The following is a 24,398-nucleotide window of genomic DNA, read 5'->3' as shown; positions in this document are numbered from 1 at the left end:
GCACGTCAACGCCGCGGCCAGTGCCATGCCGGCGCGTCCAGCACGCCCTGTCCGCTCAGCAGCGTGCGGCCGTGTTCCTTGTGCAGATGCACGGAATGGCATGCGGGCGCCTGCTCCAGAGCGGCGATCAGGCGGCTGGCGTGCGACACCACCCACACCTGGCTGCGTGAACTGGCCGCCACGATCAGCCGCGCCAACGCAGGCAGCAGGTCAGGATGCAGGCTGGTTTCCGGTTCGTTGAGCACCATCAGCGGCGGCGGCCGCGGCGTATGCAGGGCAGCAGCCAGCAGCAGGAAACGCAGCGTGCCGTCGGACAGTTCGGCCATCGACAGCGGCCGCAGCAGGCCGGGCTGGTGGAACCGCAGCACCATCCGTCCATCCAGCACCTCGAATCCCACCGAAGCCCCGGGGAAGGCATCGTCCACCGTGCGAGCCAGCGCGACCGGGTCACCGTTTTCCAGGATGGTCACCCACGCTGCGGCCAGATCGCGGCCATCGTGGTGCAGCACCGGGGTACGCGTGGCCATCGCCGGCTGCCGTGCCGGGGCATCGGCATCGCTGCGGAAGTGATCGTAGAAGCGCCAGCGCCGGATGTACTCGCGCAGGGCGAAGGTCTCCGGCATGCGCTGCGGATCAGCTACCTGGGTGAACAGGCTGTCGAACAGCGACAACCGGTCGTCCAGCACATCCCAGCCACGTGCATGGCGCTGCCGCACCATCCCGCCCCGGCGATCCACCAGCTGACTGGCTGTGCGCAGGAAGGGACCGGCCCAGATTGCTTCGGCCTTGATCTGCGGGTCCAGGGCGAATGCCGACAGGCTGGGCGGCGGGTAACCGAGGTCGATGGCGTAGCCGTAGTCATCGGTGGTGAAACCCAGTCTGAGGCCTACCGGCTCCTGTCGCGGCCCTCCCTGCAGCGGAATCTCGCCTGCAGCTACCCGGCGGTCGATCCTGCCGGGCCCTGCCCACAGCGCCGAGCCCAGCCCACCCTCGCGCGCCAGCGCTGAGGCCACCCCGCCCTGGGCGGTTTCAGCCAGCAGGCGCAGCGCCCGATACAGGCTGGACTTGCCGCTGCCGTTGTCGCCGGTGATCACGTTCAGCTGCTGCAACGGCAGCACCAGCGTATGCAGCGAGCGATAATTGGCGACGGCCAGGGTCTGCAGCATGGTGGTCATCCTTGGAAACAAGGCAACCATGGTGACCCGGAGCGTTCGCACCCGCTGCGACCCGGCGCCATGCAGCGATGGGGCCGCCGGTTGCGGACGGCCGGCTCAGTCCGCGAACTCCACGCGGTTGCGTCCGTTGCCCTTGGCCCGGTACAGCGCCGCGTCGGCACGGGCCAGGGTCTGGTCGACACTGTCGCCGGCGCGATGCATGGCCACGCCGATGCTGACCGTGACCGGAAAGCCGAGCGGCAGGTTGCCCACGGCCATGCGCAGGAACTCGCACTGCACGCCTGCCGCGTGGAGATCCGTGTCCGGCATCACCGCCACGAATTCCTCGCCGCCATACCGCGCCGCCGTTCCGCCGCCGGCGAAATGCGCGCGCAGCAATGCCCCCAGTTCGGCCAGCACACGGTCACCGGTCGCATGCCCGTGGAAATCATTGATGCTCTTGAAGTGGTCGATGTCCAGCAATGCCACGCAGACCTGTCGTGGCTGGCCATCGGCATCGGCGACGGACTCTTCCAGCGCGACCGCCATCGCCCGCCGGTTCGGAAGCCCGGTCAGTGCATCGGTGCGGCTCTGTTCGGCCAGATCCGCGTTCTGTGCCAGCAGCACATCGTGATACTCGGACAACAGGCGTTCGTAGTCGTCGCGTTCCAGCATGTGCTTCTGGATGTCCAGCGCAAAACGGCGCAGCTCCATCACCAGCATCACCTGCCGTGACAGCGCACTGAGTGCCTCGGCCTTGGCCCGTTCCAGATGCTGCGGGCGCGCATCGAACACGCACAGCGTCCCCAGCGGCAGTCCGTCGGAGCTGATCAGCGGTGCGCCGGCGTAGAAGCGGATGTGCGGATCGCCCACCACCACCGGATTGTCATGGAAACGCACGTCCTGCAGTGCGTCCTCGACCACCATCACCTCCTGCGGCTGCAGGATCGCATGGCCGCACATCGATTCGCTGCGCAGGGTCTCGGCGGCATCGATGCCCTGGATCGACTTGAACCATTGCCGCTCAACGTCGATCAGCGTGACGGCCGCCATCGACGTGCCGCAGACCGCCTTGGCGATCACCACCAGATCGTCGAACGATCTCTCGCGTTCCGAATCAAGGATGCGATAGCGGTACAGCGCTTCCAGGCGAAGCGCTTCATTGGCGGGCTTGTCGGGCTTGATCATGCAGCGTCATGTTCCGGCAGGTCTCGGCGGAGTCTATCCGATGCGCGGCCGGGCCGACGTCCGACCGCTGTCGTTCACCAGTCCTGCTGCTGCGGCAGCAGGCCGTGCAGTTCCTGCTCGGTCAGGTTGCGCCACTGGCCCGGCTTCAGCGCACCGATCTTGATGTTGTCGATGCGGACGCGGCGCAGCTGGGTGACGCGGTAACCGAATTCCGCCGCCATCAGGCGGATCTGCCGGTTCAGGCCCTGCTCCAGGGTGATGCGGAACCCGAATTTGGCGATGCGCGAGGTGCGGCAAGGCAGGGTCATCTGGTTGTGGATGCGCACACCACGGGCCATGCCGCGCAGGAACTCGTCGGTGACCGGCTTGTTCACCGCCACCAGATACTCCTTCTGGTGGCCATTCTCGGCACGCAGGATCTGGTTGACGATGTCGCCATTGCTGGTCATCAGGATCAGTCCTTCCGACTCCTTGTCCAGGCGGCCGATCGGGAAGATGCGCTGCTCGTGGCCGACGAAGTCGACGATGTTGCCCTTCACCGAGCTTTCGGTGGTGCAGGTAACGCCGACCGGCTTGTTCAGCGCGATGTAGACGTGGCGGCGCGCCCCCGGCTTGCGTGCGGTACGGGCACGCAGCGGCTGGCCGTCGACCAGCACCTGGTCGCCCTCGCCGACCACGGCACCGGTGCCGGCCGGATGGCCGTTGACGGTGACCCGGCGGGCGGCGATCAGGCGGTCGGCCTCGCGACGGGAGCAGAAGCCGGTATCGGCGATATGTTTGTTGAGTCGGGTGGTCATCGCCCTATTATCCGGCATCACCGCCCTGTCAGGTTCATGCCGGTGCGGGTGGATCCAGTTCTTCGCCGTCGAACACCCGGTTGCGGCCCGCGCGCTTGGCCACGTACATGGCATGGTCGGCCCGCCGCAGCAGCGCGGCCAGGTCGTCCTCGCCCGGCCGCCACTGGGCCAGGCCGATGCTGGCGGTCACCTCCAGCCCCGGCACCTGCAGGGCCTGGCAGGCCTCGGTGATGCGCTGGCGCAGGCGATCCAGCCGCGCCGCCGCCGCCTCGCGCGGCATGCCCGGCATCAGCAGCAGGAACTCCTCGCCGCCCATCCGCACCACCTGGTCCTGGCTGCGCACGGCGGCCCGCAGCGCACGGGCCACGGCGACCAGTACCTGGTCACCCACCTCATGCCCGTGGCGGTCGTTGATGTCCTTGAACAGATCAATGTCGAGGAAGCCGATCACCATCGGGCCACGCTCACGATCCACCCGTTCCAGATGATGGCCGAGCTCGCGCAGGCCGGCGCGGCGGTTGGGCAGCCCGGTCAGGCCGTCGGTCTCGGCCAGCTGGCGCATCTCGTCACGCTGCTGGCGCAGGCGTCCCAGCCGCAGGTTCAGGGCGTAGGCCGCCATCATCAGCAGCCAGGTGATCGCCAGCTGCAGCGCCTCCACCCGGTACTCCAGCAGCCACTCCGCAGCGCAGGCGTCGGCGCCGATCAGCACCAGCATCGGCGCCAGCGCCGCCAATCCAGCCAGTGCCCAGCGGTCGCCACGCCACCGCGCCCCTATCCCCATCAGCAGGGAGACGCCGCAGCCGGCCAGGTAGGTCACCTGCAGCCCCTGCGCGACCCATCCGAGCTGATCCCAGCGCAGCCACGGCACCAGCGCGGCTACGCCCAGCAGGGCGCACAGGACCATCTGCTGGAGCAGGCGTGACTTTGGCCACAACCGGTCGCCACCGTTCAGCCACCACAGGGCAGGCAGCACCAGTGCCTGGCTTGCTGCCGTCAGCGCCAGCAGCCACCAGGCGCCACGCGTGCCGACCGGCAGCCACGGCTCCGGATAACCGCTGAGGCCCCCGAGGATGGCCTGCCACAGCACCAGCACGCCGGTACCCGCGATGTACACCAGGAAGCTGCGATCACGGGTGGTCAGATAGGCCATCAGCGCCGACAGCGCCAAGGCCAGCGCCACCGCGATGCAGGCCGCGCGGACCAGCAGCCGCGCAGTGTCGTTCTGCTGCACCGGGCTGGGTGCGCCGAGCCGTAGCGTCGGTACCCAACGATCCTTCAGCGGCGTCTGCCACGAGACCAGGAATGGCTCGTGACTGCCGGCCGGCGGCACCGCAACCAGGCCCACGCCGGCACGGAAACGCGAGTCGCGGGTACGCGCATCATGCATGTCGCCGCAGATCTCCCGGTCGCCGTGCCGTACCTGGACCTCGCCCGCGAACACATTGAACACATCCAGCGCCTGGGGTTCGCCCGACCAGCCCGCCGGCGGCGCCGGCACCCGCACCTGCTGGCGTGGCCCGGCCAGCATCTGCGCAGTACAGGCGCGATGGGGCGTAGGCTCGGCGGTGGCAACGCCCACCAGCAGGTAGTCGGGACCGTGCATCGCCGCACCGGCCTGCGCAGGCCACGGCATTGCCAACCACACCAGCAGCACGACCAGCACCACCCCAGTTCCGTACTGCCACTGCCTGACGACCACGCCACATCCTGTTCTGCTTACGCCCGCGCCCACTGCGCGTCGCCCCTGGCGTGCATTATCGCAGCCGTCCGTGGCATGCAGGTGTAGACAATCGTCGCGGACCAGCGTTCAGCCTGCGGCCGGCGGGCCCTTCACCGCCTTCAGCCTGACCGGCCGCAGGTCGGTCAGGGTCATCCGCTCCAGCGGCTGCGGCCGCTCGATCGCATAGCCCTGCAGCCCCTGCACGCCCAGCCGGGTCAGCGCCCCCGCCACCTCGCTGCTCTCCACCCACTCGGCCACGACCTCCATCTGCAGTTCGCGGCCCAGTTCGGTGATCGCGCGCACGGTCGCATGGCTGACCGGATCGACATCCATGTCGCGCACGAATGCGCCGTCGATCTTCAGCATGTCGGCCGGCAGCTGGCGCAGGTACCCGAACGAGGACAGACCCGAGCCGAAATCGTCCAGCGCCAGCCGGCAGCCACGCGCCTTCACCGCATCGATGAACGCCCGCGCCTGGCTCAGATTGCTGATCGCGGCCGTCTCGGTGATCTCGAAGCAGAGCTTGGACGCCAGTACGCGGTTGCGCTCCAGCAGGTCGCAGACGAAGGCCAGGAAGCTGGGTTCGGCGATCGACTGTGCGGACACGTTGACGTTGCACAGGCCGAGCTGGCGCACATGCGCCGGGCATACCTGCAGGTGCCGGAACAGCAGGCCGAGCACATGCCGGTCCAATGTCACCGCCATGCCGTAGCGCTCCACGGCCGGCATGAACTGGCCGGGCAGATGCAGCGTGCCGTCGCTGTCGCGCATGCGTACCAGCACCTCGTAGTGCAGATAGCCCGGGTCACCCACCCGGGCGATGCGCTGCGCGTACAGCAGCATGCGATTTTCGGCCATCGCCCGGCTCACGCCCTGCAGGCGCTCGGCCTCCAGCCGCCGTTCGTCCAGCGCCATGCGGTCCTCGTTGAAACAGTGCACGCGATTGCGACCGGCCTGCTTGGCTGCGTAACAGGCACTGTCGGCTGCGCTCATCAGCCAGTTGACATCGGGTGCCTCCTGGCTGACCTCGACCACGCCGATGCTGCAGCTCAGCTGCAGGCTGCCTTCGCTGATCGGGAACGTGGCCTGGCCAAGATTGCGGATCACCCGCTGCAGCACGCGCTTGGCCTCATCCTGGCCCGCATGGGCGAGGAACACCGCGAATTCGTCGGCGCCCAACCGGCCAACCCAGTCGCCCTCGCGCACGGCGGCGACCAGATAGTCGGCGAAACCGCGCAGCATCTGGTCGCCAGCGGCATGGCCGAAGCTGTCATTGACCAGCTTGAAATGGTCCAGGTTGATGTAGCACAACGCATGCGTGCCCCCCTCGCTGCGCACCTGCAGCAGTGCACGCTCGAGCAGGCGCTCGATCTCGCGCCGGTTGATAAGGCCCGTCAGCGGATCGTGGCTGGCGTGGTGTTCGATCTCGCGGGCCAGCGCATGGTTCTGGCTTACATCCTCGACAATCGCGAACACCGACAGTCCGCCACCGGTGTTGCGCACGCCGGTACCGCTCCAGCGCCCCCATACCAGGCTGCCGTCGCGACGGCGGAAGCGCAGCTCGCTCGGCCGCAGCTGCCGCTCCCAGTCGATCCGGCCAACACCGTCGATGACCAGCTCTCCTTCCATCAGCAGGTCACCCAGCGACATCTGCAACAGCGCGTCACGGCGATGGTCGAGGATGTCCGCCATCGCCTGGTTGGCTTCCAGCACCCGGCCGCCGGCATCAAGCTTCAGCATGCCGACATTGGCCTGGTAGAAGGCTGCGCGGAAGCGGCTTTCATGCTCCGTCAGATCCTTGCCGACCCGTCGCGCCAAGGCGACGGCCATCAGGCTGATCGCCAGCACCGACAGGCCGCCGACAACCAGGGTCGCCATCCTTACCGCGGCAGCCATCCGCAGCAGTGCCTGCGAAAACGCCTGCGCCTGCACCTGCAGCCGCCGGTCGAGATCACGGAGCTGCTGCAGGTACCGGTCGCGCGCGGCGACCGGCAGTGGACCGTCGGCATGACGATGCTGCAGTTCATCGACCAGCCGATGCACGGCCATCAGGTCGCCGTCGGTCGCCCGCCAGAGGGCGGTCGCTTCACGGAAGGCGCCGAGGTCACGGGCGTGACGGAATGAAAAGATCAGCCGCGGCACATCGGCACGCGCGTTGCCGCCCTGCAGGAAGCCCTGTCGGGCACGCTCGATATCCGGTCTCGGCTGCTCCAGCGCCAGGCGTCCCTGCAGGTCCCCCATCGGCACGCGCAGGGCCTGGCGGGCGTCTTCCAGATCGCGGGCATCCCCCCGCGCCAGGTAGCGGCTGAGAGCGGCCGTGGCGTCCTGCTGGCCACGCGACCAATAGCCCTGGCCGGCGATCCACGCCGTCGAAGCCGCCTGCAGTTCCTGGATCAGCGCCGACAATGCGACCAGCCCGATCGCCATGCCCGTCAACAGCGCAAACCTCAGCCCCAGCCCACGGGACATGGGTACCCGGCGGCTGTGAATGTCCGTGCCACTCCTACCCATCCCGGATCCCCCCGAATGTGCTGCGGTGACAACCTCCCTTCGAACCGGCCCAGCCTATGACCCTGAATGTGTGGGCGGTGCGAAACCGGGGTCCACAAACGAGCAACGCCAGCCCGGGGGCTGGCGTTGTCGATCACGGCAGGTCTGGCTCAGTAGCTGCGCGGGCCGCGCGGCTTGAAGCCATCACGACGCGGCGGACGGCCGTCACGGTCGCCACCCGGACCACCCGGGCCACCTGGGCCGCCACGACGCGGGCCACCCGGGCCACCCGGACCCCGCTTGTCGAAGCGCGGCTTGAACGGACGCGGTGCCGGATTGATCTCTTCACCGGCAGCCAGCGGACGCATCTGCAGCTGCTGGCCGGACACCCACACCTTCTGCAGGTGGGTCAGCACGTCCTGCGGCATCTGCGCCGGCAGGTCCAGCAGCGAGAAGTCGTCGTGGATGTCGATGCGGCCGATGTAACGGCTTTCCAGGCCGGCTTCGTTGGCGATGGCGCCGACGATGTTCGCCGGCTTCACGCCATGCTGGTGACCGACCGAGATGCGGTAGGTCTCCATGCCCTGCTCCGGCGCACCGCGCGGCGGAACCTCGCGGCGCGGACGCTGCTCGCCCCCCCCCTCGGCGTCGTCACGGCGGGGACCACGCTCGAAGCGCGGGCCACGTTCGTTGCGGTCGAAGCGATCGCCACGCTCCGGACGGTCGCCCCGGTCGAAGCGCTCGCGCGGCGCACGCTCTTCCCGCGGGGCACGCACCGGCGGCTGCAGCAGGAACGGGGTGTCGCCCTGCAGCATCTTCGCCAGCGCGGCAGCAATTTCGATGGGCGGCACGTTCTGCTCGTTCTCGAAGCGCTCCAGAAGCTGGCGGTAGAAGTCCAGGCCGCCGGCGCCGAGCGTTTCGCTGATGCGCGAGGTGAACTTGTTGATGCGGGTATCGTTGACCGCTTCCACGCTCGGCAGCTGCATCTCTTCGATCGGCTGGCGGGTGGCGCGCTCGATCTGGCGCAGCATGCCCTTCTCGCGCGGGGTCGCGAACAGGATCGCCTCGCCGCTGCGGCCGGCACGACCGGTACGGCCAATGCGGTGCACGTAGCTTTCGGTGTCGTACGGAATGTCGTAGTTCAGCACGTGGCTGATGCGCTCGACGTCCAGGCCGCGGGCGGCAACGTCGGTGGCCACCAGGATGTCCAGCTTGCCTTCCTTCAGCATGGCGATGGTGCGCTCACGCTGGGCCTGCTGCATGTCGCCATTGATGGCGGCAGCGGCCAGGCCCCGGGCCTGCAGCTTGCTGGCCAGTTCTTCGGTACCGGCCTTGGTACGCGCGAAGATGATCATCGCGTCGAACGGCTCGACTTCCAGGATGCGGGTCAGCGCGTCCAGCTTGTGCATGCCGCTCACCCACCAGTAGCGCTGGCGGATGTTGGCCGAGGTGGTGGTCTTGGCCGCGATGGTGACCTCGACCGGGTCCTGCAGGTAGGTCTGCGCGATGCGGCGGATCTGCGGCGGCATGGTGGCCGAGAACAGGGCCACCTGGCGCTGCTCCGGCAGCTTCTTCAGCACGGCTTCGACGTCGTCGATGAAGCCCATGCGCAGCATTTCATCGGCTTCGTCCAGCACCAGGGTCTTCAGCTCGGACAGGTCCAGGGTGCTGCGGTCCAGATGGTCGATCACGCGGCCGGGGGTACCGACCACGATGTGCACGCCGCGGCGCAGGGCCGACAGCTGCTGGCCATACGGCTGGCCGCCGTACACCGGCAGCACGCGGAAGCCCGGGATCTTCGACGAATAGGACTGGAACGCTTCGGCGACCTGGATGGCCAGTTCGCGGGTCGGCGCAAGGACCAGCGCCTGGGGCTTGATCTGCTGCAGGTCGATGTTGGACAGTACGGGCAGTGCGAAAGCGGCGGTCTTGCCGGTACCGGTCTGCGCCTGGCCCAGCACGTCGCGGCCTTCCAGCATCGCCGGGATGGTGGCGGCCTGGATCGGCGACGGGGTTTCGTAGCCGATGGCGGTGACCGCCTGCATCACGGGCTCGGACAGGCCGAGCTGCGCGAACTGCAGCTGCGCTTGGGAATCTTGGGACATGGGGAACTCCGAAGACACTGCCGTCTTCCTGGCAGTGCGATAAAAAAGGTGATGGTCCGCGCTTTGGGCGCCCTTCTTATCGCGTGCCCTGGCGCTGCTCGGTCGGAGGAGATTTCACTCGCTCAGAGCGGAATGATACCGCATTGATCCTGAACGAGGCGTACAGCTTTCCCCTTCGCGTGCCGTCAGGCCCCGTGCTGGCGCACAATACGCGCCCTCTTCCCGGCCCGGCCGCTGGCCTGCGCCCCTTCCCAGGAACCCCGCTCCATGCAGATTCTCGAATTCGACCTCGACGGTGACTACGTCGAACTCAAGCAGTTGCTCAAGCTGGCCGACCTGGTCACCAGTGGCGGCGAGGCCAAGATGGTCATCAGCGAGGGCCAGGTGCGGGTCGACGGCGAAGTTGAACTGCGCAAGGCCTGCAAGATCCGCGCAGGCCAGGTGGTCGAATTCGCCGACAGCCAGATCCGGGTGCTGGCGGCCGGCTGATCTGACCCTGTTCAGGCCACGCGCTGGGTCAGGTGCGAGGCGATCAGCTGCCTGAACGGTGCCACGCCCTGGGCGACACGCAGGCCCGCTGCCCGCAGCAGCCGCGCCGGGCGCCGATCATCGGTGTACAGGCTGGCGATCGCATTGGTCGCCTCGTACAGCGGTCGCGCCGCCATCCGATGGCCACGCTGGTAGCCGGCCAGCATGCCGGCCGCGGCGATGTCCGCACCGCGGCGCTGCTGGCCGGCGATGCCCCGCGCCAGGCGCTGGGCACTGGCCAGGCCCAGGTTGAAGCCATGGGCGGTGACCGGGTGCATGCCCACCGCAGCGTCGCCGATCAGCGCCGAGCGCTCGCCTGCGAAATGGTGTGCATAGACACCCACCAACGGATAGGCCTGCGGCGTGGCGACCGGCTGCATGCCCCCCAGCCGATGCTCGAAGAAGCCGCTGACGGCCTCACCGAAGGCTACCTCATCCATCGCCAGCAGATCCTCGATCCGCCGCGGGGGCAGCGTGATCACCGCAGATGCCTGGCCTTCGTTGAGCGGCAGCAGCGCCATCGTACGACCGTAGCCGAACCACTCCCACGCGGTGTGGTGATGGTCGCGTTCGACGCGCATGCGGCACACCAGCATCGACTTGCCGAAGTCGCGCATCTGCGCACCGATGCCGAGCATGCGCCGGGTTGCGGAGAAACGGCTGTCCGCGGCCACCAGCAACCGCGCGTGCAGCCTGCTGCCATCATCCAGCGTGACCACATGGCCCTGCGCATCGGCCTGCACGCCCTGCACCTTGCGCCCGTCGAACAGTTCCAGGCCGTCCTGGCGCTGCACCGCGTCCCACGCCGCACGGCGGATCAGATGATTGGGCACCAGCCAACCCAGCGGCTGACCATCGACCTGGCTGCTGGCGAAGGTCAGTGCGAACGGCGAGCCGCCGTTCATCACCTTGGCATCGCGCAGTTCGGAAATCTCGGCCTCCGGCAGCCGTGCCCACAGCCCCAGCTGCTCCAGGCTCTGCCGCGACGCGTGGGTCAGCGCGATCTCGCGGCCGTCGAACGCCGCTTCGGCGAGCGCCTGGCGTGGCTGCGCTTCGATCAGCCCGATCTGCAGCCCGCTGCCGGCCAGCGCACGTGCGAAGCACAGTCCTGCCGGCCCCGCGCCAACCACCACCACGTCCATCCTGCGCATGCGCGCCTCCCACCATCGATCCAGTCGCAGCCAGCATAGCGCCGCGCAGCTGACCGGCCTTGATCTGGATCAGGCCCGGCTCACAGCAGTGCGAACACCAGCGCCAGGATCGACAGCAGCGACACCAGCCACACCAGGCTGCGCACGTAGGGCACACCCGCGGCGTACAGCGGCAGGTAGACCACCCGTGCCCAGAAGTACGCCTGCGCGGCCAGTACCGTGGTGTCGCTGCTGCGACCGGCCACCACCACCGCGATCGCGGCGGCGGCGAAGAACGGGAACGTCTCAAGGAAGTTGGACTGGGCCCGTTGCAGCCGCCCTGCCAGCGGGCTGAGTGGCCGGCCCTGTTCGTCGCGTGCCGACGCGTTCCACTTCATGCCCCGCTCGCGGGTCACCACCGTGGAGGTGGCGAAGATGTAGACAAACCCCAGCAGCGTCGACCACGCCAGCAGTGTCAGTTCGGCCGCCATGCTGTTCTCCTTCAGGGCCCGGGTGCGCGCAGGCTGTAACCGGCCAGGCGCCAGACCTGGTCCTCATCGAAGCGGAACGAGACCAGTTCGCGCACGGGCTGCGCACTGTTGGCGAAGCGGGTCGGGAAGCTGACATTGATGTACAGGCCTTCGGGTACGGCGGCGCCGGCCGCGTACTTCACCCGGGTAATGGACGGTTGGCCGCGACCACTCAAGGCACCCAGGCGGGTGCGGTCGGCGGTCAGCTGGCTGATGAAGGCCGGCTTGGTCACCGCGCGCCGCGCTACGGCTGATGCGCCATCCCACAACTCGCCCGCGCGGTTGGCGTCGACCATCTGCGCGGCCCTCAGTGCGGCCGCCCCCATCTCCGCGTCCTGCTTCTGCACCTGCGCCTGCTGTGCCGGGCTGAGGGCCGGTGCGGGCGGCCGTGCCGCTGTCGCCGGTGGCGCGGCGGCCGGCGCACTCGGCGCCGGGCGCGCCGGCGCCGGAGCCGGCGTGGCGGGCGCGGGCACCTGGGCGAATGCAGCAAGCGGCAACAGGGACAGCAGCAGGAGCGCGCGCTTCATGGACACCACCGGTTCATCGGAAGGAACCGCAGTCTACGCCAGCCGGGTGAGGCGTTTGTCAGCGCAGCGGCACGCTGCCCTGGGTTGCTTCGGCATCGGCCTGTGAGGCCTGGGTCTCCGTCTCCACTGCCGGCTGTTCCGCCACCGGAACCTGCGGCGGAGGAGACGGTGGCAGCGTGGCCACGTCGATCTCCGACAGCGGGCTCTCCTCGGGGCAGACCGGATCGGGGAAACCGAACCGCTGCTTGAGCGACTGGCCGCAGCTGTTGATCGATTCCATGTCCGCACCGTCGCGCTTGCACTGCTGGTCGAAGGCGATCAGGAACGCGTCCTTGCGCTGCACGAAATCGTCGCCACACGCGCGCATCTGCTTGATCCGTTCCAGGTCGTCCTGCACCGCATTGGTGCCATCCAGGCCGAACTGCCGCAGTTCCTCGGGGGTCAGCAGGCGCAGGCTGCGGTTGGGCACGGTCATCATCAGATCAGCAACGCCCACCGCCACACCGTTGCGCTGCAGATAATCCTTCACGTTGTCGTAGACCTCGTGCAGCTCGCGGTTGAGCTCGGCGCGCGAGGTCGCCTTGGAGCTGATGCGCATCATGCGGTGGATGCCGACCTTGCCGGTCAGCAGGCGGTTGTCGCCGGCCGCGAGCACGAACACGCAGGCGCTGTGGCAGATCGATCCTTCGCGCACCCAGATGGTCCAGCCCGATTCGCCGATGCTGTCGCCGGCAATGATCGCCGACTCGACCTGGCCACCACTGGAGTCGAGATCGAGGATGCGCTTGTGGATCTGCAGCGCGTCGGCCACCACGGCCAGGCGCCACATCATTTCGGCGAACCCGGGATTGATCTTGCCGCTGTAGCGCACCCGCAGCAGGCCCCGTTCGGCGCACGGCTGCAGCGCCTGGCTGATCTGCTCGCGCTGCAGTCCTTCCAGCTCCAGGCCGTCGCCGCCTTCGGCCGCGTAATCGGTGCTGCAGCTGACCCAGGCCCGGCCGTTCTCCAGCTGCGCCTGCGGCCACGGCCGATCCGCGCGGCTGCGCGGCGGGGGCGGCGGTGGTGGGGCGTCGGCGGCGTTGATCGACACCATGTTGTCGCCATCGCTGGCCGGCGCCCGTGCCGCCTTGTCAGCCGCAGTCACGTTGCCCGGATTCTCCAACTGGCTGCAGCCCGCAAGGGCCAGGCACAACAGGGGCAACCAGCGGATCAAGGCGGACATCGGGCAACCGGATTTCGCAGGAACAAGGATCACAGTCTACCTGCCCGGCGCGCGCATTCAGCACGTGGCACTGAACCGGTTCTGACCCCGGATCGCGACCCGCTGCATCCATGTCCGAATCCGGCGAGTATCCGCCACATGAGCGGCCTAGACTGGGCGCATGAACACCGCCCTCGTCCTCGACACCGCTGCCTGCGACCGTGCCCGCCTCGCCCGTGACGCGCGCTTTGATGGCGTGTTCTTCACCGCCGTGCGCAGCACCGGCATCTACTGCCGGCCCGTCTGCCCGGCGCCGCCGCCGAAGCCGCGCAACATCACCTATTTCCCGAGCGCGGCCGCAGCCACTGCCGCCGGTTACCGGCCCTGCCTGCGCTGCCGTCCCGAACTGGCGCCGCAGGCACAGCAGGCGCTGGCCGGCCAGGCCGTGCAGCGGGCGCTGGCGTTGATCCACGGCGGCTTCCTGCAGGAGCAGCCGGTTGCCGGCCTGGCTGCGAAGATCGGCCTCAGCGCACGCCAGCTGCAGCGCCTGTTCGTGGAGCACCTGGGCGCCACGCCCGGCCAGATCCACGCCACCCACCGCCTGCTGCTGGCCAAGCAGCTGCTGACCGAAACCACCCTGCCGGTCACCGACGTTGCGCTCGCGGCGGGCTACAACAGCCTGCGCCGCTTCAACACCGCCTTCCTGCAGGGCTGCGGGATGGCGCCGACCACGCTGCGCCGCCAGCACGTCCCGCTGGCCACCGATGACGGTGGCCTGGTGCTGCGCTTGGGCTACCGGCCTCCGCTGGATTTTCCGCGCATGCTGGCGTTCCTGCGCAAGCGCAGCCTGCCGGGCATCGAACTGATCGGCGACGACAGCTACCAGCGCGTGCTCGGCACGCCTGAACGACCCACCCTGCTGCGGGTGACGGCTGATCCGAAGCGGCCGGAACTGCGCCTGCAGTTGGGTGCGGTCGATCCGCGGCTGATACCGGACATCGTGCGACGCGTGCGGCGGGTATTCGATCTCGATGCCGACCTGCAGCAGGTGCATGCCGCGCTCGGTGAAGAGCCGCTGCTGGCGCGCGGCATCGCCGAACGCCCTGGCCTGCGCGTGCCGGGCGGCTGGGATGGCTTCGAGGTGGCGGTGCGTGCCGTGCTCGGCCAGCAGGTCAGCGTTGCGGCGGCGACCACCTTCGCGCGCCGGCTGGTCGACGCGCATGGCGCCCACCTGCCGGGCATGCCGACGGAGTTCGACCGCCAGTTCCCCTCTCCCTCGGTATTGGCGGACGCCCCTCTGGAATCGATCGGTCTGCCACGCAGCCGCGCCGCCACCGTGCGCGCACTGGCCGCAGCCTGCGTCAGTGGCCAGCTCGACTTCGGGCCCGGCCAGGCACTGGAGGAATTCGTCGCCCGCTGCGTGGCCCTGCCCGGCATTGGCCCGTGGACGGCGCAGTACATCGCCCTGCGCGGCCTGGGCCAGCCCGACGCGTTTCCTGCAGGTGACCTGGTGCTGCAGCAGGTGCTCGGCCATGCCCAGGGGCAGCGCCTGAGCGAACGCGCCACCGAAGCGCGATCCCAGCCCTGGCGCCCCTGGCGCTCGTATGCGGTGCTGCATCTGTGGCATCTGTCCGGCACGTTCGTTGGAGAACCGACATGACGTTGTTGTTCGACCGTTTTGACAGCCCGATCGGCGAGCTCACCATCGCCGGCGACGAACGTGGCCTGGCCCACGTGCTGTTTCCTGAAAACCGCCACCCCGCGCGCGGACGCAGCGACTGGCACAATGCGCCCGGCGCGTTGCCCGAGGCCCGCGAACAGCTGCTGCAGTACCTGCATGGCGAACGCAGCACATTCGATCTGCTGCTGGCACCGCGCGGCACCCCGTTCCAGCTGCGCGTGTGGCACGCCCTGGCGTTGATACCGTTCGGCCAGACCTGGAGCTACCTGCAGTTGGCGCAGCACCTGGGCCAGCCCAGCGCGACGCGCGCGGTCGGCGCCGCCAACGGCCGCAATCCCCTGCCGATCATCCTGCCCTGCCATCGCGTGATCGGCAGCAACGGAGCGCTGACCGGTTTCGGCGGCGGGCTGGAGACCAAGGCAGCACTGCTGCGGCTTGAGCAACGCCAGGTACCGCTGTTCGCCTGATGGGAGATCGGGGTCAGATCCCTTTTCCCGTAGGAAAGGGATCTGACCGCGGACGGTCCTGGCACGCCGTGTCTTGGGCGCGTCATTACCTCGCACTATGATGGGCGGATGACTCCCGTACGCCTGACCTGCGCGCTGGCGCTGCTGCTGCCGTTGGCCGCCTGCACCACCGCACCCGCCCCGACCGCCACCGTCTCCACGCCTGCGGCGACGGCCGCACCACCGAAGCTGCTGCTGATCTCCATCGATGGCCTGCGTGCCGACGCGCTGGACCGCGGGCTGACTCCGAACCTGCAGCGGATGATCGACAGCGGCGTGCGCGCACGCTGGATGACGCCCTCCTATCCCTCGCTGACCTTCCCCAACCACTACACCATCGTGACCGGTCTGCGCCCTGACCATCACGGCATCATCCACAATGCGATGGACGACGCATCGCTGGGCAGTTTCGCGCTGAGCAACCGCGAGGCGGTCACCCGCAGCGACTGGTGGGGCGGCGAGCCGATCTGGGTCAGCGCGGAGAAAGCCGGCGTGCGTTCCGCGACCTGGTCCTGGCCGGGCAGCGAAGCGGAGATCAAGGGCGTGCGCCCCAGCCAGTGGCTGGCGTATAACGACAAGGAACCGTTCGAGCAACGTGTGCAGACCGTACTGGGCTGGCTGGCACGCAGCGATGCCGAGGCGCCGCGCCTGGCCACGCTGTACATGGAACACGTCGACAAGGCCGGGCATCACCATGGGCCGCAGTCGCAGCAGTACACGGCAGCCATCGTGCGGGCCGACCAGGTTGTCGGCCAGGTGCTCGACGGACTGCAGCAGCGTGGCCTGACAGCCACCACCAATGTGATCGTGGTTTCCGATCACGGCATGGCCGCGGTGGGCGACGGCCAGGTGATCGCCACCGAGTCGATGGTGGACCCGGCCATCGCACGCAACGTCAGCCAGGGCCAGTCGGTCGGCTTCGCGCCGGTCGCGGGGCGTGAAGCCGAGGCCGAACGTGCCCTGCTCGGCCGCCATGCCCACTACGAATGCTGGAAGAAGGAGAACCTGCCTGCGCGCTGGCATTACGGCACGCATCCACGCATACCCGCCATCGTCTGCCAGATGGATGAAGGCTGGGACGCGCTGACCCGGGACTGGATCGCCAGGCGCGATCGTCGCGACGGCGGCTCGCACGGCTACGATCCGGCGCTGCCGTCGATGCGTGCGGTGTTCGTGGCGAGCGGCCCGTCGTTCCGTCAAGGGCTGCTGATCGACGGCTTCGACAACGTCGATGTCTATCCGCTGCTGGCGCACCTGCTGCAGGTTCCAGCCGCGCCGAACGACGGCAATGCCGAGACACTGAAGCAGACGCTGCGTTGATCGGGCGTCTCCGCCGGGCATGGCCCGGCGCTACCACGGCAATGGGGCGTCGGATGTCTCCGCCGGGCATGGCCCGGCGCTACCGTGCCAATGTGGGTAGCGCCGGGCCATGCCCGGCGAACGCGGCGGCCGCAACGACACGCATAAAAAAAACGCGGCGCCAGGCGCCGCGTTCTTCGTTGACCCATCGGCCGGCCGATCAGGCCTTGGCGACGGCCTTCTTCGCCACGGCCTTCTTCGCCGGAGCCTTGGCCACGGTCTTCTTGGCGACCGGGGCAGCGGCGCCTACGGCGACCTTGCTCGCGGTGTGCGAACGGGCGTTGCCGTAGCTGGCGTTGTAGCGCTTGCCCTTGGCGGTCTTGCGGTCACCCTTACCCATGTCTTCAACTCCTCAAATGTGAAATCTGGTTACCCCGTGCTGACACGGGTTCGGCGGGGCCGCCTTGCTGGACGCCCCCGCGCACGATCGGAAAGCCTATCACGGAGCGCCTAGTGCGCGCAGCTGGCGTCGTGTACGTGGCTGTGGTTGAGCCGCAGATTGACCAGATGGGCAACGCCGACCAGCAGACCGCCAATGGTCATCACCACCGCGTGCGGCACGGCATTGTGATGCAGCGGGTCGTACAGAACCCCGGCCCACAGCGCGACCAGCCCGGGAATCAGGAACGCCAGCGCGCGCAGGGCGCCATGCCGGCGGTAGCCCCAGACAAGGCTGAACAGACCCAGCAGGGTCACGAACACGACCAGCGCCTGTTCAACGCCATCGCTGAGCCAGAACGACAGGCCCAGCGAAGGCGCCGCGGCCAGCAGCACCGGAATCACCGCACAGTGCACTGCGCACAGCATCGATCCGGTGGCACCGAAACGGTCGAGCAGATGGCGCAGGTGGGAGGAGAGGGACATGACTTCCAGCAGGGTCGGCGAATCGTTATGGAATAATATAACATCCCTTCCTGGTCCGCACGATCTCCTCTCCCCCTGTCCCGCGACGGGATACGTGCGCTTCACAATTGATACACAGTAACAAGGACTTCTCGATGCCCGCCCCTTCCCTGCGGTTCAAGCCGCACACCCTCGCCCTGGCGCTCGCCGCGCTGCTGCCGTCCGCCGCATTCGCCGCAGCCGACGACGATGCGCACCGTGACCGCCACCTGACCGAGCTGTCGTCGGTGCAGGTCACCGCCTCGCCGCTGCAGGGCGATGCCGAGTCGCTGGCGCGGCCGGTCGAAGTGCTCGCCGGCGAGCGCCTGGACGAACAGAAGGCAGGCACCCTCGGCGATACGGTGGCCAAGCTGCCGGGCGTGCAGAGCACCTTCTTCGGCCCCGGTGTCGGTCGTCCAATCATCCGCGGCCAGGAAGGCCCGCGGGTGGCCGTGCTGTCCAACGGCATGGGCAACATGGATGCCTCCACCGTCAGCGCCGACCATGCCACCAGCATCGAACCGTTCCTGGCTGATCAGATCGAAGTGCTGAAGGGCCCGGCGACACTGCTGTTCGGCAGCGGTGCGATCGGCGGCGCGGTCAACGTCGTCGATGGCCGCATCGCCCGCGAGCTGCCCGACCGTCCGCTCAGCGGCCGCGCTGAACTGCGCGGTAACTCCGTCAATGACGAACGCAGCGGCATGTTCCGCCTCGACGGCGTCAGCGGCAACGTCGTGCTGCATGTCGACGGCCTGGTGCGCAACGGCGACGACTACCGCATTCCCGGCTACGCGGTGATCGACAGCCTGGAAGACCACCACGAAGACCATGACCACGACCACGCGGGCGAGGAAGGCGACGAGCCGCGCCGTGGCCGCCTGGACAACAGCTCCATCCGCACCCGGGCCGGTGGCGTGGGTGCCACCTGGCTGGGCGAGGGCGGCTACTTCGGCGTGTCGGCCAGCACCTATCGCACCAACTATGGCATCCCCAATGGCGCCCACGTCCACGCGGACGGCGACGATCATGACCACGATCATGATCATGATCACGGCGAGGAGGAGGAAGGCGGCGACGAGCATGACGTACGCATCGACATGGTGCAGAACCGCTTCGAGACCAAGGCCGGCATCTACAACCCGGTCTCGTTCCTGAAGAACATCAATGCCCGCGTGGCCTACACCGACTACGAGCATGTCGAGCTGGAGGCCGGCACGCCCTCCACACGCTTCACCAACCGCGGCATCGAAACCCGCCTGGAAGCCGTACAGCAGCAGGTCGGTGGCTGGGACGGCGCCTTCGGCGTGCAGTTCGGCAACAGCGATTTCGGCGCCAAGGGCGAAGAAGCATTCGTGCCGGACACCGGAACGAAAAACATCGGCCTGTTCGTGCTGCAGGAGAAGCAGTTCGGCCCGTTCAAGCTCGAACTCGGCGGCCGCCACGACCAGGTCAAGCTGGACCCGACCGGCGATTACCGCCGCCGGCAGTTCGATGCCACCAATCTGTCCGCGGCCGGCATCTGGAAGCTCAACGACGCGGTCGACCTGCGCATCGGCGTGGACAGCTCCGAACGTGCCCCCACCAATGAAGAGCTGTATGCCGCTGGCGCGCACATTGCCACCCGCTCGCTGGAAATCGGCGACGCCAACCTGAAGACCGAGCGCGGCCAGCGTGTCGAGCTGGGCATCCACACCCACAGCGATCGCCTGGACTTCTCCGCCTCGATCTACCAGACGAAGTTCAAGGACTTCATCTACCTGGCCGACACCGGCGTCACCGAAGGCCTGCCGGTGCGTGCATGGACGCAGCAGGATGCGGTGTTCAAGGGTGCCGAGGCGGAAGCCCTGGTGCATCTGTTCGAAGGCGTCGCAGGCGACTGGGATCTGCGCCTGTTCGGCGATTACGTGCAGGCCAAGCTGGACGGCAACGGCAGCCGCAACCTCGACATCGCGGTGCCGCACGGTGACCACAACCACAACTACACCGTGGAGCTGGCCAACACCGGCTACCTGCCGCGCATCGCCCCGGCCCGCGTTGGTGCCGACCTGCGCTGGGCGAAGGACGGCTGGCGCGCGTCGGTGGGCGCCGTGCGTTACAGCCGGCAGAAGGACGTGGCGCAGAACGAAGAGCCGAGCGACGGCTACACCCTGGTCGATGCGCACCTGGCCTACCGCTGGGATCGCAACGACAGCAACAGCTATGAGGTGTTCCTGGATGGCAGCAACCTGACCAACCGTGAAGTGCGCCCGCACACCTCGCTGCTGCGCGATTACTCGCCGCTGCCGGGCCGCGGTGTCGCATTCGGCATCCGTGCGTACTTCTGACCCCTCCAGCAGCAGGACGCCGTTCCACTGATCCCTGACGACGCTCGTTGTCGTTCTCTCCCGGGGGGCCTGCTGGCCCCCCGTTTTTTTTGGACCCGGTACGGCTTCGGACATGAGCCGCGCCGTGACGCTATCGATATGGCTTGGTGGCACCTCCCACCTGCCATGGATACGAATTCACACACCGATCACAAAGATGTGCGTAGGACAACAACCGGACAATCCCGTCACTCAATGTCTCGCACATCGGACACTCCTGTCCGAAAATGAACCCATGACCGCTCAACGCGCTGATGCCGCTGCCCGCCGTGCCCTCATTCTCGACGCCGCCGACCATGTGTTCGGGCAACACGGCGTCACCGCTCCGCTGGACCTGGTGGTCGAACGCGCCCAGGTGGGCCGGGCCACGCTGTACCGCAATTTTCCCGACCGCACCGCGCTGATCCAGGCCCTGCTGCAGCGTGCGGTCGACCGTATCCGCCGCCAGGTGGAGCAGCTGGGCGACCGTGACGACGCCCTGTTCGAGGTGTTCGAGGGGATGGCCCAGCGCATCATCGATTCACCTGCGCTGGCCGATTACTGGCGCGCCGTTGATTCGGACGTGCCCTCCATGCGCGCCGCGCGCGAGACCGTACGCGACCTGCTGGAAGCACCGATCCAGCGGGCCATCGCCGCAGGCCTGTGCCGTCCCGATCTGGAAAAAACGGATATTTCACTGATCTCCGGCATGCTGGGAGCGGCCCTTCGCGGCAAGACCCGTGACGAGCGCGCCCGTCTGGCCGGGCGTGCCCTGCAACTGCTGCGCGGAGGACTCCAGGGAGCAGCCAGCGGAGCACGCTGATGGTGCAGCCGTATCTGAAGCCGGTGCCGGACTGGGAGGAGCATGAGAAGCCGACCATGCCCGGATCGGCTTCGATGCCGTGGCACCCACCCTACCGGCGTGCAGCCTATGCCCTGGTGTCGCTGCTGGTGGCCATCACCGGCGGCCTCGGCAATGCGCTGGTCACCGCCAACCTGCCGTTCCTGCAGGGGCAACTGCAGCTCACCCCGACCCAGGGCAGCTGGCTGGTGGCCGCTTACGCGATGGTCAACGTCACCGCCAACCTGCTGGCCTTCAAGTTCCGCCAGCAGTACGGCATCCGCTTGTTCGCCGAGATCGGCCTGGGGCTGTATGCCGCGCTGGCCGTGCTGCACCTGTTCGTGGGCAGCTTCGAAACCACGATGCTGACGCGCGCGGCCAGCGGTTTCGCCGGTGCGGCGTGTTCGACGCTGGGTACGCTGTACATGCTGCAGGCGTTGCCGCGGCGCTTCACCGGCAACCTGCTGGTGATCGGCGTCGGTCTGTCGCAGCTGGCAGTTCCGCTGGCCTGGATCGTGTCGCCCGGCCTGGTCGATACCGGGCAATGGCACCAGCTGTATTCCTTCGAAGCAGGGCTGGCGCTGTGTGCGTTCGCGGCGGTGGTGGTGCTGAAGCTGCCGCCAGGCGTGCAGATCAAGGCCTTCGAGCCCATGGATTTCCTCACCTTCAGCCTGCTTGCCCCGGCGGTTGCGCTGCTGGTGGTGGTGCTGGCCCAGGGCTACACGCGCTGGTGGCTGGACACACCGTGGCTGGGCTGGGCGCTGGTCGCCTCGATCGCATTGTCGACCACCGCCTTCATCATCGAGCACTACCGGCGCAATCCACTGCTGCAGACGCGCTGGCTGGCCAGCCTGCCGGTACTGCACTTCATCGTGGGTGCGTTCCTCATCCGCTTCCTGACCACCGAGCAGTCCTACGGCGTGGTCAGCCTGATGCGCACGCTGGGCATGGGCCCGGACCAGCTGCGCCCCTTGTTCGTGGTGATTCTGGCAGGGGTTGTCACCGGCATCATCGGTACCGCCGTGACCTTCGGCCCGAAGCGGCTGATCCCGCAGCTGCTGATGGCGATCCTGCTGCTGGGTTCGGCGGCGTTCTTCGACCAGAACCGCACCAGCATGGACCGTCCCCACGATTTCTACCTCAGCCAGTTCCTGGCCTCGGTCGGTGCCGGGATGTTCATGGGCCCGCTGATCATGCTGGGCATCTCCGCCGCCCTGAAACAGGGCGTGGACCACATGATCACCTTCCTGGTAACGCTGTCGATCACCCAGACGCTGGGCGGGCTGGCCGGCTCGGCGCTGCTGGGAACCTTCCAGCTGCATCGCGAACAGCTGTATTCCAGCGCGCTGACCAGCCAGCTTGATCCCGCCGACCCGGTGGTGGCGCAGCGCCTGCGCATCCAGCAGCAGCTGTACGCCGCGCAGATCACCGATCCGGTGCTGCGCAGCGCGCAGGGCACCGCGCAGCTGGCACAGACGACGCGCCGCGAGGCCAATGTCCGTGGGTTCAATGATGTGTTCACCCTGAGCGGCTGGCTGGCGATCGGCTTCCTGTGCTGGTTGCTGCTGCTGTCGCTGCGTACCGCCGTGCTCAAGCAGTGGCGCAAGCGCCATCCGCCCTCCTCCGCTGCGGCCTCCCCCGCAGCGCCCCGCTGAGTCCTTCGCCATGCCTCCCGTCCCGCCCCGTCCCGACGATGCCGACAACGTGACTCCACCGCCGCCAACCGACGCGGCACCTGCGCCCACGCCGGTTGAGCCGGCGGTCGCGCCGAAGTACCTCAGACCCAGCGCGCGCAGCGTGGCAGTGATGGTGGTGGTGGCCCTGCTGGGCATCGCACTGATCCTGCGCGCGTGGCATCTGTGGCCGTTTGCCAGCAGCGTGATGGTCACCGACAACGCCTACGTGCGCGGGCAGATCACGGTGATGGCACCCCAGGTCAATGGCTATGTGACCGAGGTGCTGGTGAAGGACTTCCAGCACGTGAAGAAGGGCGAACCACTGCTGCGCATCGATGACCGCATCTATGCGCAGCGCGTGGCGCAGGCACAGGCCACGCTGGACAGCGCGCGCGCGGCGTTGGCCAACTCCGATCAGTCGCAGGCGCAGAACCGCGCGCAGATCGCTGCGGCCCAGGCCACCCTGTCCGCCGGCAAGGCCGAGCTTGAGCGCTCCCGCAACGAGCTGAAGCGGTACGAGCAGCTCGCCGCACAACGCCTGGTGTCGATCAATGACCGCGACCGCTTCCGCACGACCCAGGCGTCGGCGCAGGCCAGCGTGCAGCAGTCACAGGCACAGATCCGCATCGCCGAGGAAACGCTGGTCTCCACCCAGGTGGCACGCAAGAGCCTGGAGGCACAGGTGGAAAGCGCACAGGCGCAACTGGAACTGGCACGCATCGACCTGGCCAATACCGTGATCCATGCGCCGCGCGACGGGCAGATCAGCGAGGCCAGCGTGCGGACCGGCCAGTACGTGGCCGCCGGCTCGCAGCTGCTGTTCCTGGTGCCCGACGCGCTGTGGGTGGTCGCCAACTACAAGGAGGGCCAGACCTGGCAGATGCGCATCGGCCAACCTGCGACGTTCGCCGTGGACGCGTTCCAGGGCCAGGTGCTGCGCGGCCATGTGGAGCAGATCGCCCCCGCCACCGGCTCGGAATTCAGCGTCCTGCGCCCGGACAATGCCAGCGGCAACTTCACCAAGGTGGTGCAGCGGCTGCCGATCCGGATCTCGATCGATCCGGGGCAGGAGCTGGCCGCGCGACTGCGTCCCGGCATGTCGGTGATCGCACGGGTGGATACGGCGGCCGAGCCTGCGCCGGCCCGGTAGGGTCGAGCTCGTGAAACGGGGTCAGATTCCTTTTGCCAAGGCAAAAGGGATCTGACCCCAATCCCACCGGCCGCTCAGCCTGCGCAGCGGGCGCAGAGTCCGTGCACTTCCAGCGTCTGCGCCTGCGGCTGGAAGCCGAGCTCCTTGGCCCGCTTCTCCAGCTGGCCGACGATCTCGCGGTCTTCCAGTTCCACCGCGCTGTGGCAGCTGTTGCAGATCAGGAACGGCACCGAATGCGCCGCACTGCTGGGGTGGTGGCAGGCCACGAAGGCATTCACCGATTCCAGCTTGTGCACGAAGCCATTGGCCATCAGGAAGTCCAGCGCGCGGTACACGGTGGGCGGGGCATCGGCACCCACGCCCTTGCCGTTGCGCACCCATTCCAGCAGCTCGTAGGCCTTGACCGGCTTGCCGGCTTCGGCGATCAGCTTCAGTACGTTGGCGCGGATGGGGGTCAGGCGCAGCCCGCGTTCGCGCGAGACACGCTCGACCACCGCCACGAAATCCGATGCGTCATGGACGTGGTGGTGGGGGGCGGTACAGGCAGTGGCAGTCTTGGCGGGCATGCGCGTTCTCCGGTTCGGCCTGGCA

The 24,398-nt window shown here is 68.1% G+C and carries 21 protein-coding genes; 8 read left to right on the top strand and 13 right to left on the bottom strand.

The window, feature by feature from the left end; all coding sequences use genetic code 11:
* Positions 1-5: 5 nt before the first annotated feature.
* The 6 genes from ACZK08_RS05790 to ACZK08_RS05765 all read right to left on the bottom strand — a co-directional run bounded on the left by ACZK08_RS05790 (position 6) and on the right by ACZK08_RS05765 (position 9,454).
* Positions 6-1,166 (bottom strand): AAA family ATPase, encoded by a 1,161-nt coding sequence (locus ACZK08_RS05790; RefSeq protein WP_065181162.1) that lies wholly within the window; start codon positions 1,164-1,166, stop codon positions 6-8.
* Positions 1,167-1,271: 105 nt separating this feature from the next.
* Positions 1,272-2,342: a sensor domain-containing diguanylate cyclase gene (locus ACZK08_RS05785; RefSeq protein WP_065181161.1), complete on the bottom strand. Its 1,071-nt coding sequence runs from the start codon at positions 2,340-2,342 to the stop codon at positions 1,272-1,274.
* A 74-nt stretch (positions 2,343-2,416) separates the two neighbouring features.
* Positions 2,417-3,139, bottom strand: coding sequence for a pseudouridine synthase (locus tag ACZK08_RS05780; RefSeq protein ID WP_053518769.1), 723 nt, complete (start codon positions 3,137-3,139; stop codon positions 2,417-2,419).
* A 34-nt stretch (positions 3,140-3,173) separates the two neighbouring features.
* Entirely contained in the window at positions 3,174-4,772 is a 1,599-nt protein-coding gene (locus tag ACZK08_RS05775) for a sensor domain-containing diguanylate cyclase (protein ID WP_080375311.1), read from the bottom strand.
* Between the two features lie 174 nt (positions 4,773-4,946).
* The gene (locus ACZK08_RS05770) at positions 4,947-7,370 is read right to left on the bottom strand and encodes a putative bifunctional diguanylate cyclase/phosphodiesterase (protein WP_065174677.1); all 2,424 of its coding nucleotides are present in this window, start codon (positions 7,368-7,370) and stop codon (positions 4,947-4,949) included.
* 149 nt (positions 7,371-7,519) lie between these two features.
* Positions 7,520-9,454, bottom strand: coding sequence for a DEAD/DEAH box helicase (locus tag ACZK08_RS05765; RefSeq protein WP_065181160.1), 1,935 nt, complete (start codon positions 9,452-9,454; stop codon positions 7,520-7,522).
* Positions 9,455-9,721: 267 nt separating this feature from the next.
* On the opposite strand from ACZK08_RS05765, the gene ACZK08_RS05760 reads away from it, so the two are divergent.
* Positions 9,722-9,943, top strand: coding sequence for an RNA-binding S4 domain-containing protein (locus tag ACZK08_RS05760; protein ID WP_014036469.1), 222 nt, complete (start codon positions 9,722-9,724; stop codon positions 9,941-9,943).
* 11 nt (positions 9,944-9,954) lie between these two features.
* On the opposite strand, the gene ubiM is transcribed toward ACZK08_RS05760, so the two are convergent.
* From ubiM to ACZK08_RS05740, 4 genes are all read right to left on the bottom strand, one after another.
* Entirely contained in the window at positions 9,955-11,133 is a 1,179-nt protein-coding gene (ubiM, locus tag ACZK08_RS05755; RefSeq protein WP_065181159.1) for a 5-demethoxyubiquinol-8 5-hydroxylase UbiM, read from the bottom strand.
* Positions 11,134-11,213: 80 nt separating this feature from the next.
* Positions 11,214-11,603: an MAPEG family protein gene (locus ACZK08_RS05750; RefSeq protein ID WP_065181158.1), complete on the bottom strand. Its 390-nt coding sequence runs from the start codon at positions 11,601-11,603 to the stop codon at positions 11,214-11,216.
* A gap of 11 nt (positions 11,604-11,614) precedes the next feature.
* On the bottom strand, positions 11,615-12,169 hold the full coding sequence (locus tag ACZK08_RS05745; protein ID WP_053518760.1) for a DUF4019 domain-containing protein: 555 nt from the start codon (positions 12,167-12,169) through the stop codon (positions 11,615-11,617).
* A 58-nt stretch (positions 12,170-12,227) separates the two neighbouring features.
* Positions 12,228-13,391, bottom strand: a complete 1,164-nt coding sequence (locus tag ACZK08_RS05740; protein WP_065181157.1) for a COG3904 family protein — start codon at positions 13,389-13,391, stop codon at positions 12,228-12,230.
* 160 nt (positions 13,392-13,551) lie between these two features.
* On the opposite strand from ACZK08_RS05740, the gene ACZK08_RS05735 reads away from it, so the two are divergent.
* The 3 genes from ACZK08_RS05735 to ACZK08_RS05725 all read left to right on the top strand — a co-directional run bounded on the left by ACZK08_RS05735 (position 13,552) and on the right by ACZK08_RS05725 (position 16,877).
* The gene (locus tag ACZK08_RS05735; protein ID WP_065181156.1) at positions 13,552-15,030 is read left to right on the top strand and encodes a DNA-3-methyladenine glycosylase 2 family protein; all 1,479 of its coding nucleotides are present in this window, start codon (positions 13,552-13,554) and stop codon (positions 15,028-15,030) included.
* On the top strand, positions 15,027-15,518 hold the full coding sequence (locus ACZK08_RS05730) for a methylated-DNA--[protein]-cysteine S-methyltransferase (RefSeq protein WP_065181155.1): 492 nt from the start codon (positions 15,027-15,029) through the stop codon (positions 15,516-15,518). The genes ACZK08_RS05735 and ACZK08_RS05730 overlap by 4 nt, the downstream gene beginning before the upstream one ends.
* 108 nt (positions 15,519-15,626) lie before the next feature.
* Positions 15,627-16,877 (top strand): alkaline phosphatase family protein, encoded by a 1,251-nt coding sequence (locus ACZK08_RS05725; RefSeq protein ID WP_065181154.1) that lies wholly within the window; start codon positions 15,627-15,629, stop codon positions 16,875-16,877.
* 199 nt (positions 16,878-17,076) lie between these two features.
* Here ACZK08_RS05725 and ACZK08_RS05720 read toward each other — a convergent pair whose 3' ends face one another.
* Together ACZK08_RS05720 and ACZK08_RS05715 are read right to left on the bottom strand one after the other, a co-directional pair.
* Positions 17,077-17,256, bottom strand: a complete 180-nt coding sequence (locus ACZK08_RS05720; RefSeq protein ID WP_004150462.1) for a 30S ribosomal protein THX — start codon at positions 17,254-17,256, stop codon at positions 17,077-17,079.
* 110 nt (positions 17,257-17,366) lie between these two features.
* Positions 17,367-17,780, bottom strand: coding sequence for a MerC domain-containing protein (locus tag ACZK08_RS05715; protein ID WP_053518754.1), 414 nt, complete (start codon positions 17,778-17,780; stop codon positions 17,367-17,369).
* 134 nt (positions 17,781-17,914) lie between these two features.
* Between ACZK08_RS05715 and ACZK08_RS05710 the strand changes: the two genes are divergently transcribed.
* The 4 genes from ACZK08_RS05710 (at position 17,915) to ACZK08_RS05695 (ending at position 23,807) form a co-directional block, all read left to right on the top strand.
* Positions 17,915-20,122: a TonB-dependent receptor gene (locus tag ACZK08_RS05710; protein WP_065174668.1), complete on the top strand. Its 2,208-nt coding sequence runs from the start codon at positions 17,915-17,917 to the stop codon at positions 20,120-20,122.
* 274 nt (positions 20,123-20,396) lie between these two features.
* Positions 20,397-20,963 (top strand): TetR/AcrR family transcriptional regulator, encoded by a 567-nt coding sequence (locus ACZK08_RS05705; RefSeq protein WP_053518751.1) that lies wholly within the window; start codon positions 20,397-20,399, stop codon positions 20,961-20,963.
* A complete protein-coding gene (locus ACZK08_RS05700) occupies positions 20,963-22,636 on the top strand; it encodes an MFS transporter (RefSeq protein ID WP_065174667.1) in 1,674 nt (557 codons plus the stop codon). Before ACZK08_RS05705 ends, ACZK08_RS05700 begins: the two co-directional genes overlap by 1 nt.
* Before the next feature lie 10 nt (positions 22,637-22,646).
* Complete coding sequence (locus ACZK08_RS05695; protein WP_065174666.1) at positions 22,647-23,807, top strand: HlyD family secretion protein; 1,161 nt, start codon at positions 22,647-22,649, stop codon at positions 23,805-23,807.
* Between the two features lie 74 nt (positions 23,808-23,881).
* On the opposite strand, the gene ACZK08_RS05690 is transcribed toward ACZK08_RS05695, so the two are convergent.
* Positions 23,882-24,373, bottom strand: coding sequence for a Fur family transcriptional regulator (locus ACZK08_RS05690; RefSeq protein WP_053517393.1), 492 nt, complete (start codon positions 24,371-24,373; stop codon positions 23,882-23,884).
* Positions 24,374-24,398 lie beyond the last annotated feature (25 nt).

The organism is Stenotrophomonas sp. 112478_Sma (genome assembly GCF_056479905.1).
Note: the sequence above shows the minus strand (reverse complement) of the source record. Positions and strands in the feature narration are given on the sequence as shown.

Bases quoted from the DNA above. Each gene is read 5' to 3' on its own strand.
- ACZK08_RS05710 (WP_065174668.1), top strand. From the start codon at position 17,915: ATGCCCGCCCCTTCCCTGCGGTTCAAGCCGCACACCCTCGCCCTGGCG.
- ACZK08_RS05790 (WP_065181162.1), bottom strand. From the start codon at position 1,166: ATGCTGCAGACCCTGGCCGTCGCCAATTATCGCTCGCTGCATACGCTG.
- ACZK08_RS05765 (WP_065181160.1), bottom strand. From the start codon at position 9,454: ATGTCCCAAGATTCCCAAGCGCAGCTGCAGTTCGCGCAGCTCGGCCTG.
- ACZK08_RS05720 (WP_004150462.1), bottom strand. From the start codon at position 17,256: ATGGGTAAGGGTGACCGCAAGACCGCCAAGGGCAAGCGCTACAACGCC.
- ACZK08_RS05780 (WP_053518769.1), bottom strand. From the start codon at position 3,139: ATGACCACCCGACTCAACAAACATATCGCCGATACCGGCTTCTGCTCC.
- ACZK08_RS05730 (WP_065181155.1), top strand. From the start codon at position 15,027: ATGACGTTGTTGTTCGACCGTTTTGACAGCCCGATCGGCGAGCTCACC.
- ACZK08_RS05695 (WP_065174666.1), top strand. From the start codon at position 22,647: ATGCCTCCCGTCCCGCCCCGTCCCGACGATGCCGACAACGTGACTCCA.
- ACZK08_RS05705 (WP_053518751.1), top strand. From the start codon at position 20,397: ATGACCGCTCAACGCGCTGATGCCGCTGCCCGCCGTGCCCTCATTCTC.
- ACZK08_RS05775 (WP_080375311.1), bottom strand. From the start codon at position 4,772: ATGCCGTGGCCTGCGCAGGCCGGTGCGGCGATGCACGGTCCCGACTAC.
- ACZK08_RS05760 (WP_014036469.1), top strand. From the start codon at position 9,722: ATGCAGATTCTCGAATTCGACCTCGACGGTGACTACGTCGAACTCAAG.
- ACZK08_RS05750 (WP_065181158.1), bottom strand. From the start codon at position 11,603: ATGGCGGCCGAACTGACACTGCTGGCGTGGTCGACGCTGCTGGGGTTT.
- ACZK08_RS05740 (WP_065181157.1), bottom strand. From the start codon at position 13,391: ATGTCCGCCTTGATCCGCTGGTTGCCCCTGTTGTGCCTGGCCCTTGCG.
- ubiM (WP_065181159.1), bottom strand. From the start codon at position 11,133: ATGCGCAGGATGGACGTGGTGGTGGTTGGCGCGGGGCCGGCAGGACTG.
- ACZK08_RS05745 (WP_053518760.1), bottom strand. From the start codon at position 12,169: ATGAAGCGCGCGCTCCTGCTGCTGTCCCTGTTGCCGCTTGCTGCATTC.
- ACZK08_RS05725 (WP_065181154.1), top strand. From the start codon at position 15,627: ATGACTCCCGTACGCCTGACCTGCGCGCTGGCGCTGCTGCTGCCGTTG.
- ACZK08_RS05735 (WP_065181156.1), top strand. From the start codon at position 13,552: ATGAACACCGCCCTCGTCCTCGACACCGCTGCCTGCGACCGTGCCCGC.
- ACZK08_RS05700 (WP_065174667.1), top strand. From the start codon at position 20,963: ATGGTGCAGCCGTATCTGAAGCCGGTGCCGGACTGGGAGGAGCATGAG.
- ACZK08_RS05690 (WP_053517393.1), bottom strand. From the start codon at position 24,373: ATGCCCGCCAAGACTGCCACTGCCTGTACCGCCCCCCACCACCACGTC.
- ACZK08_RS05770 (WP_065174677.1), bottom strand. From the start codon at position 7,370: ATGGGTAGGAGTGGCACGGACATTCACAGCCGCCGGGTACCCATGTCC.
- ACZK08_RS05785 (WP_065181161.1), bottom strand. From the start codon at position 2,342: ATGATCAAGCCCGACAAGCCCGCCAATGAAGCGCTTCGCCTGGAAGCG.
- ACZK08_RS05715 (WP_053518754.1), bottom strand. From the start codon at position 17,780: ATGTCCCTCTCCTCCCACCTGCGCCATCTGCTCGACCGTTTCGGTGCC.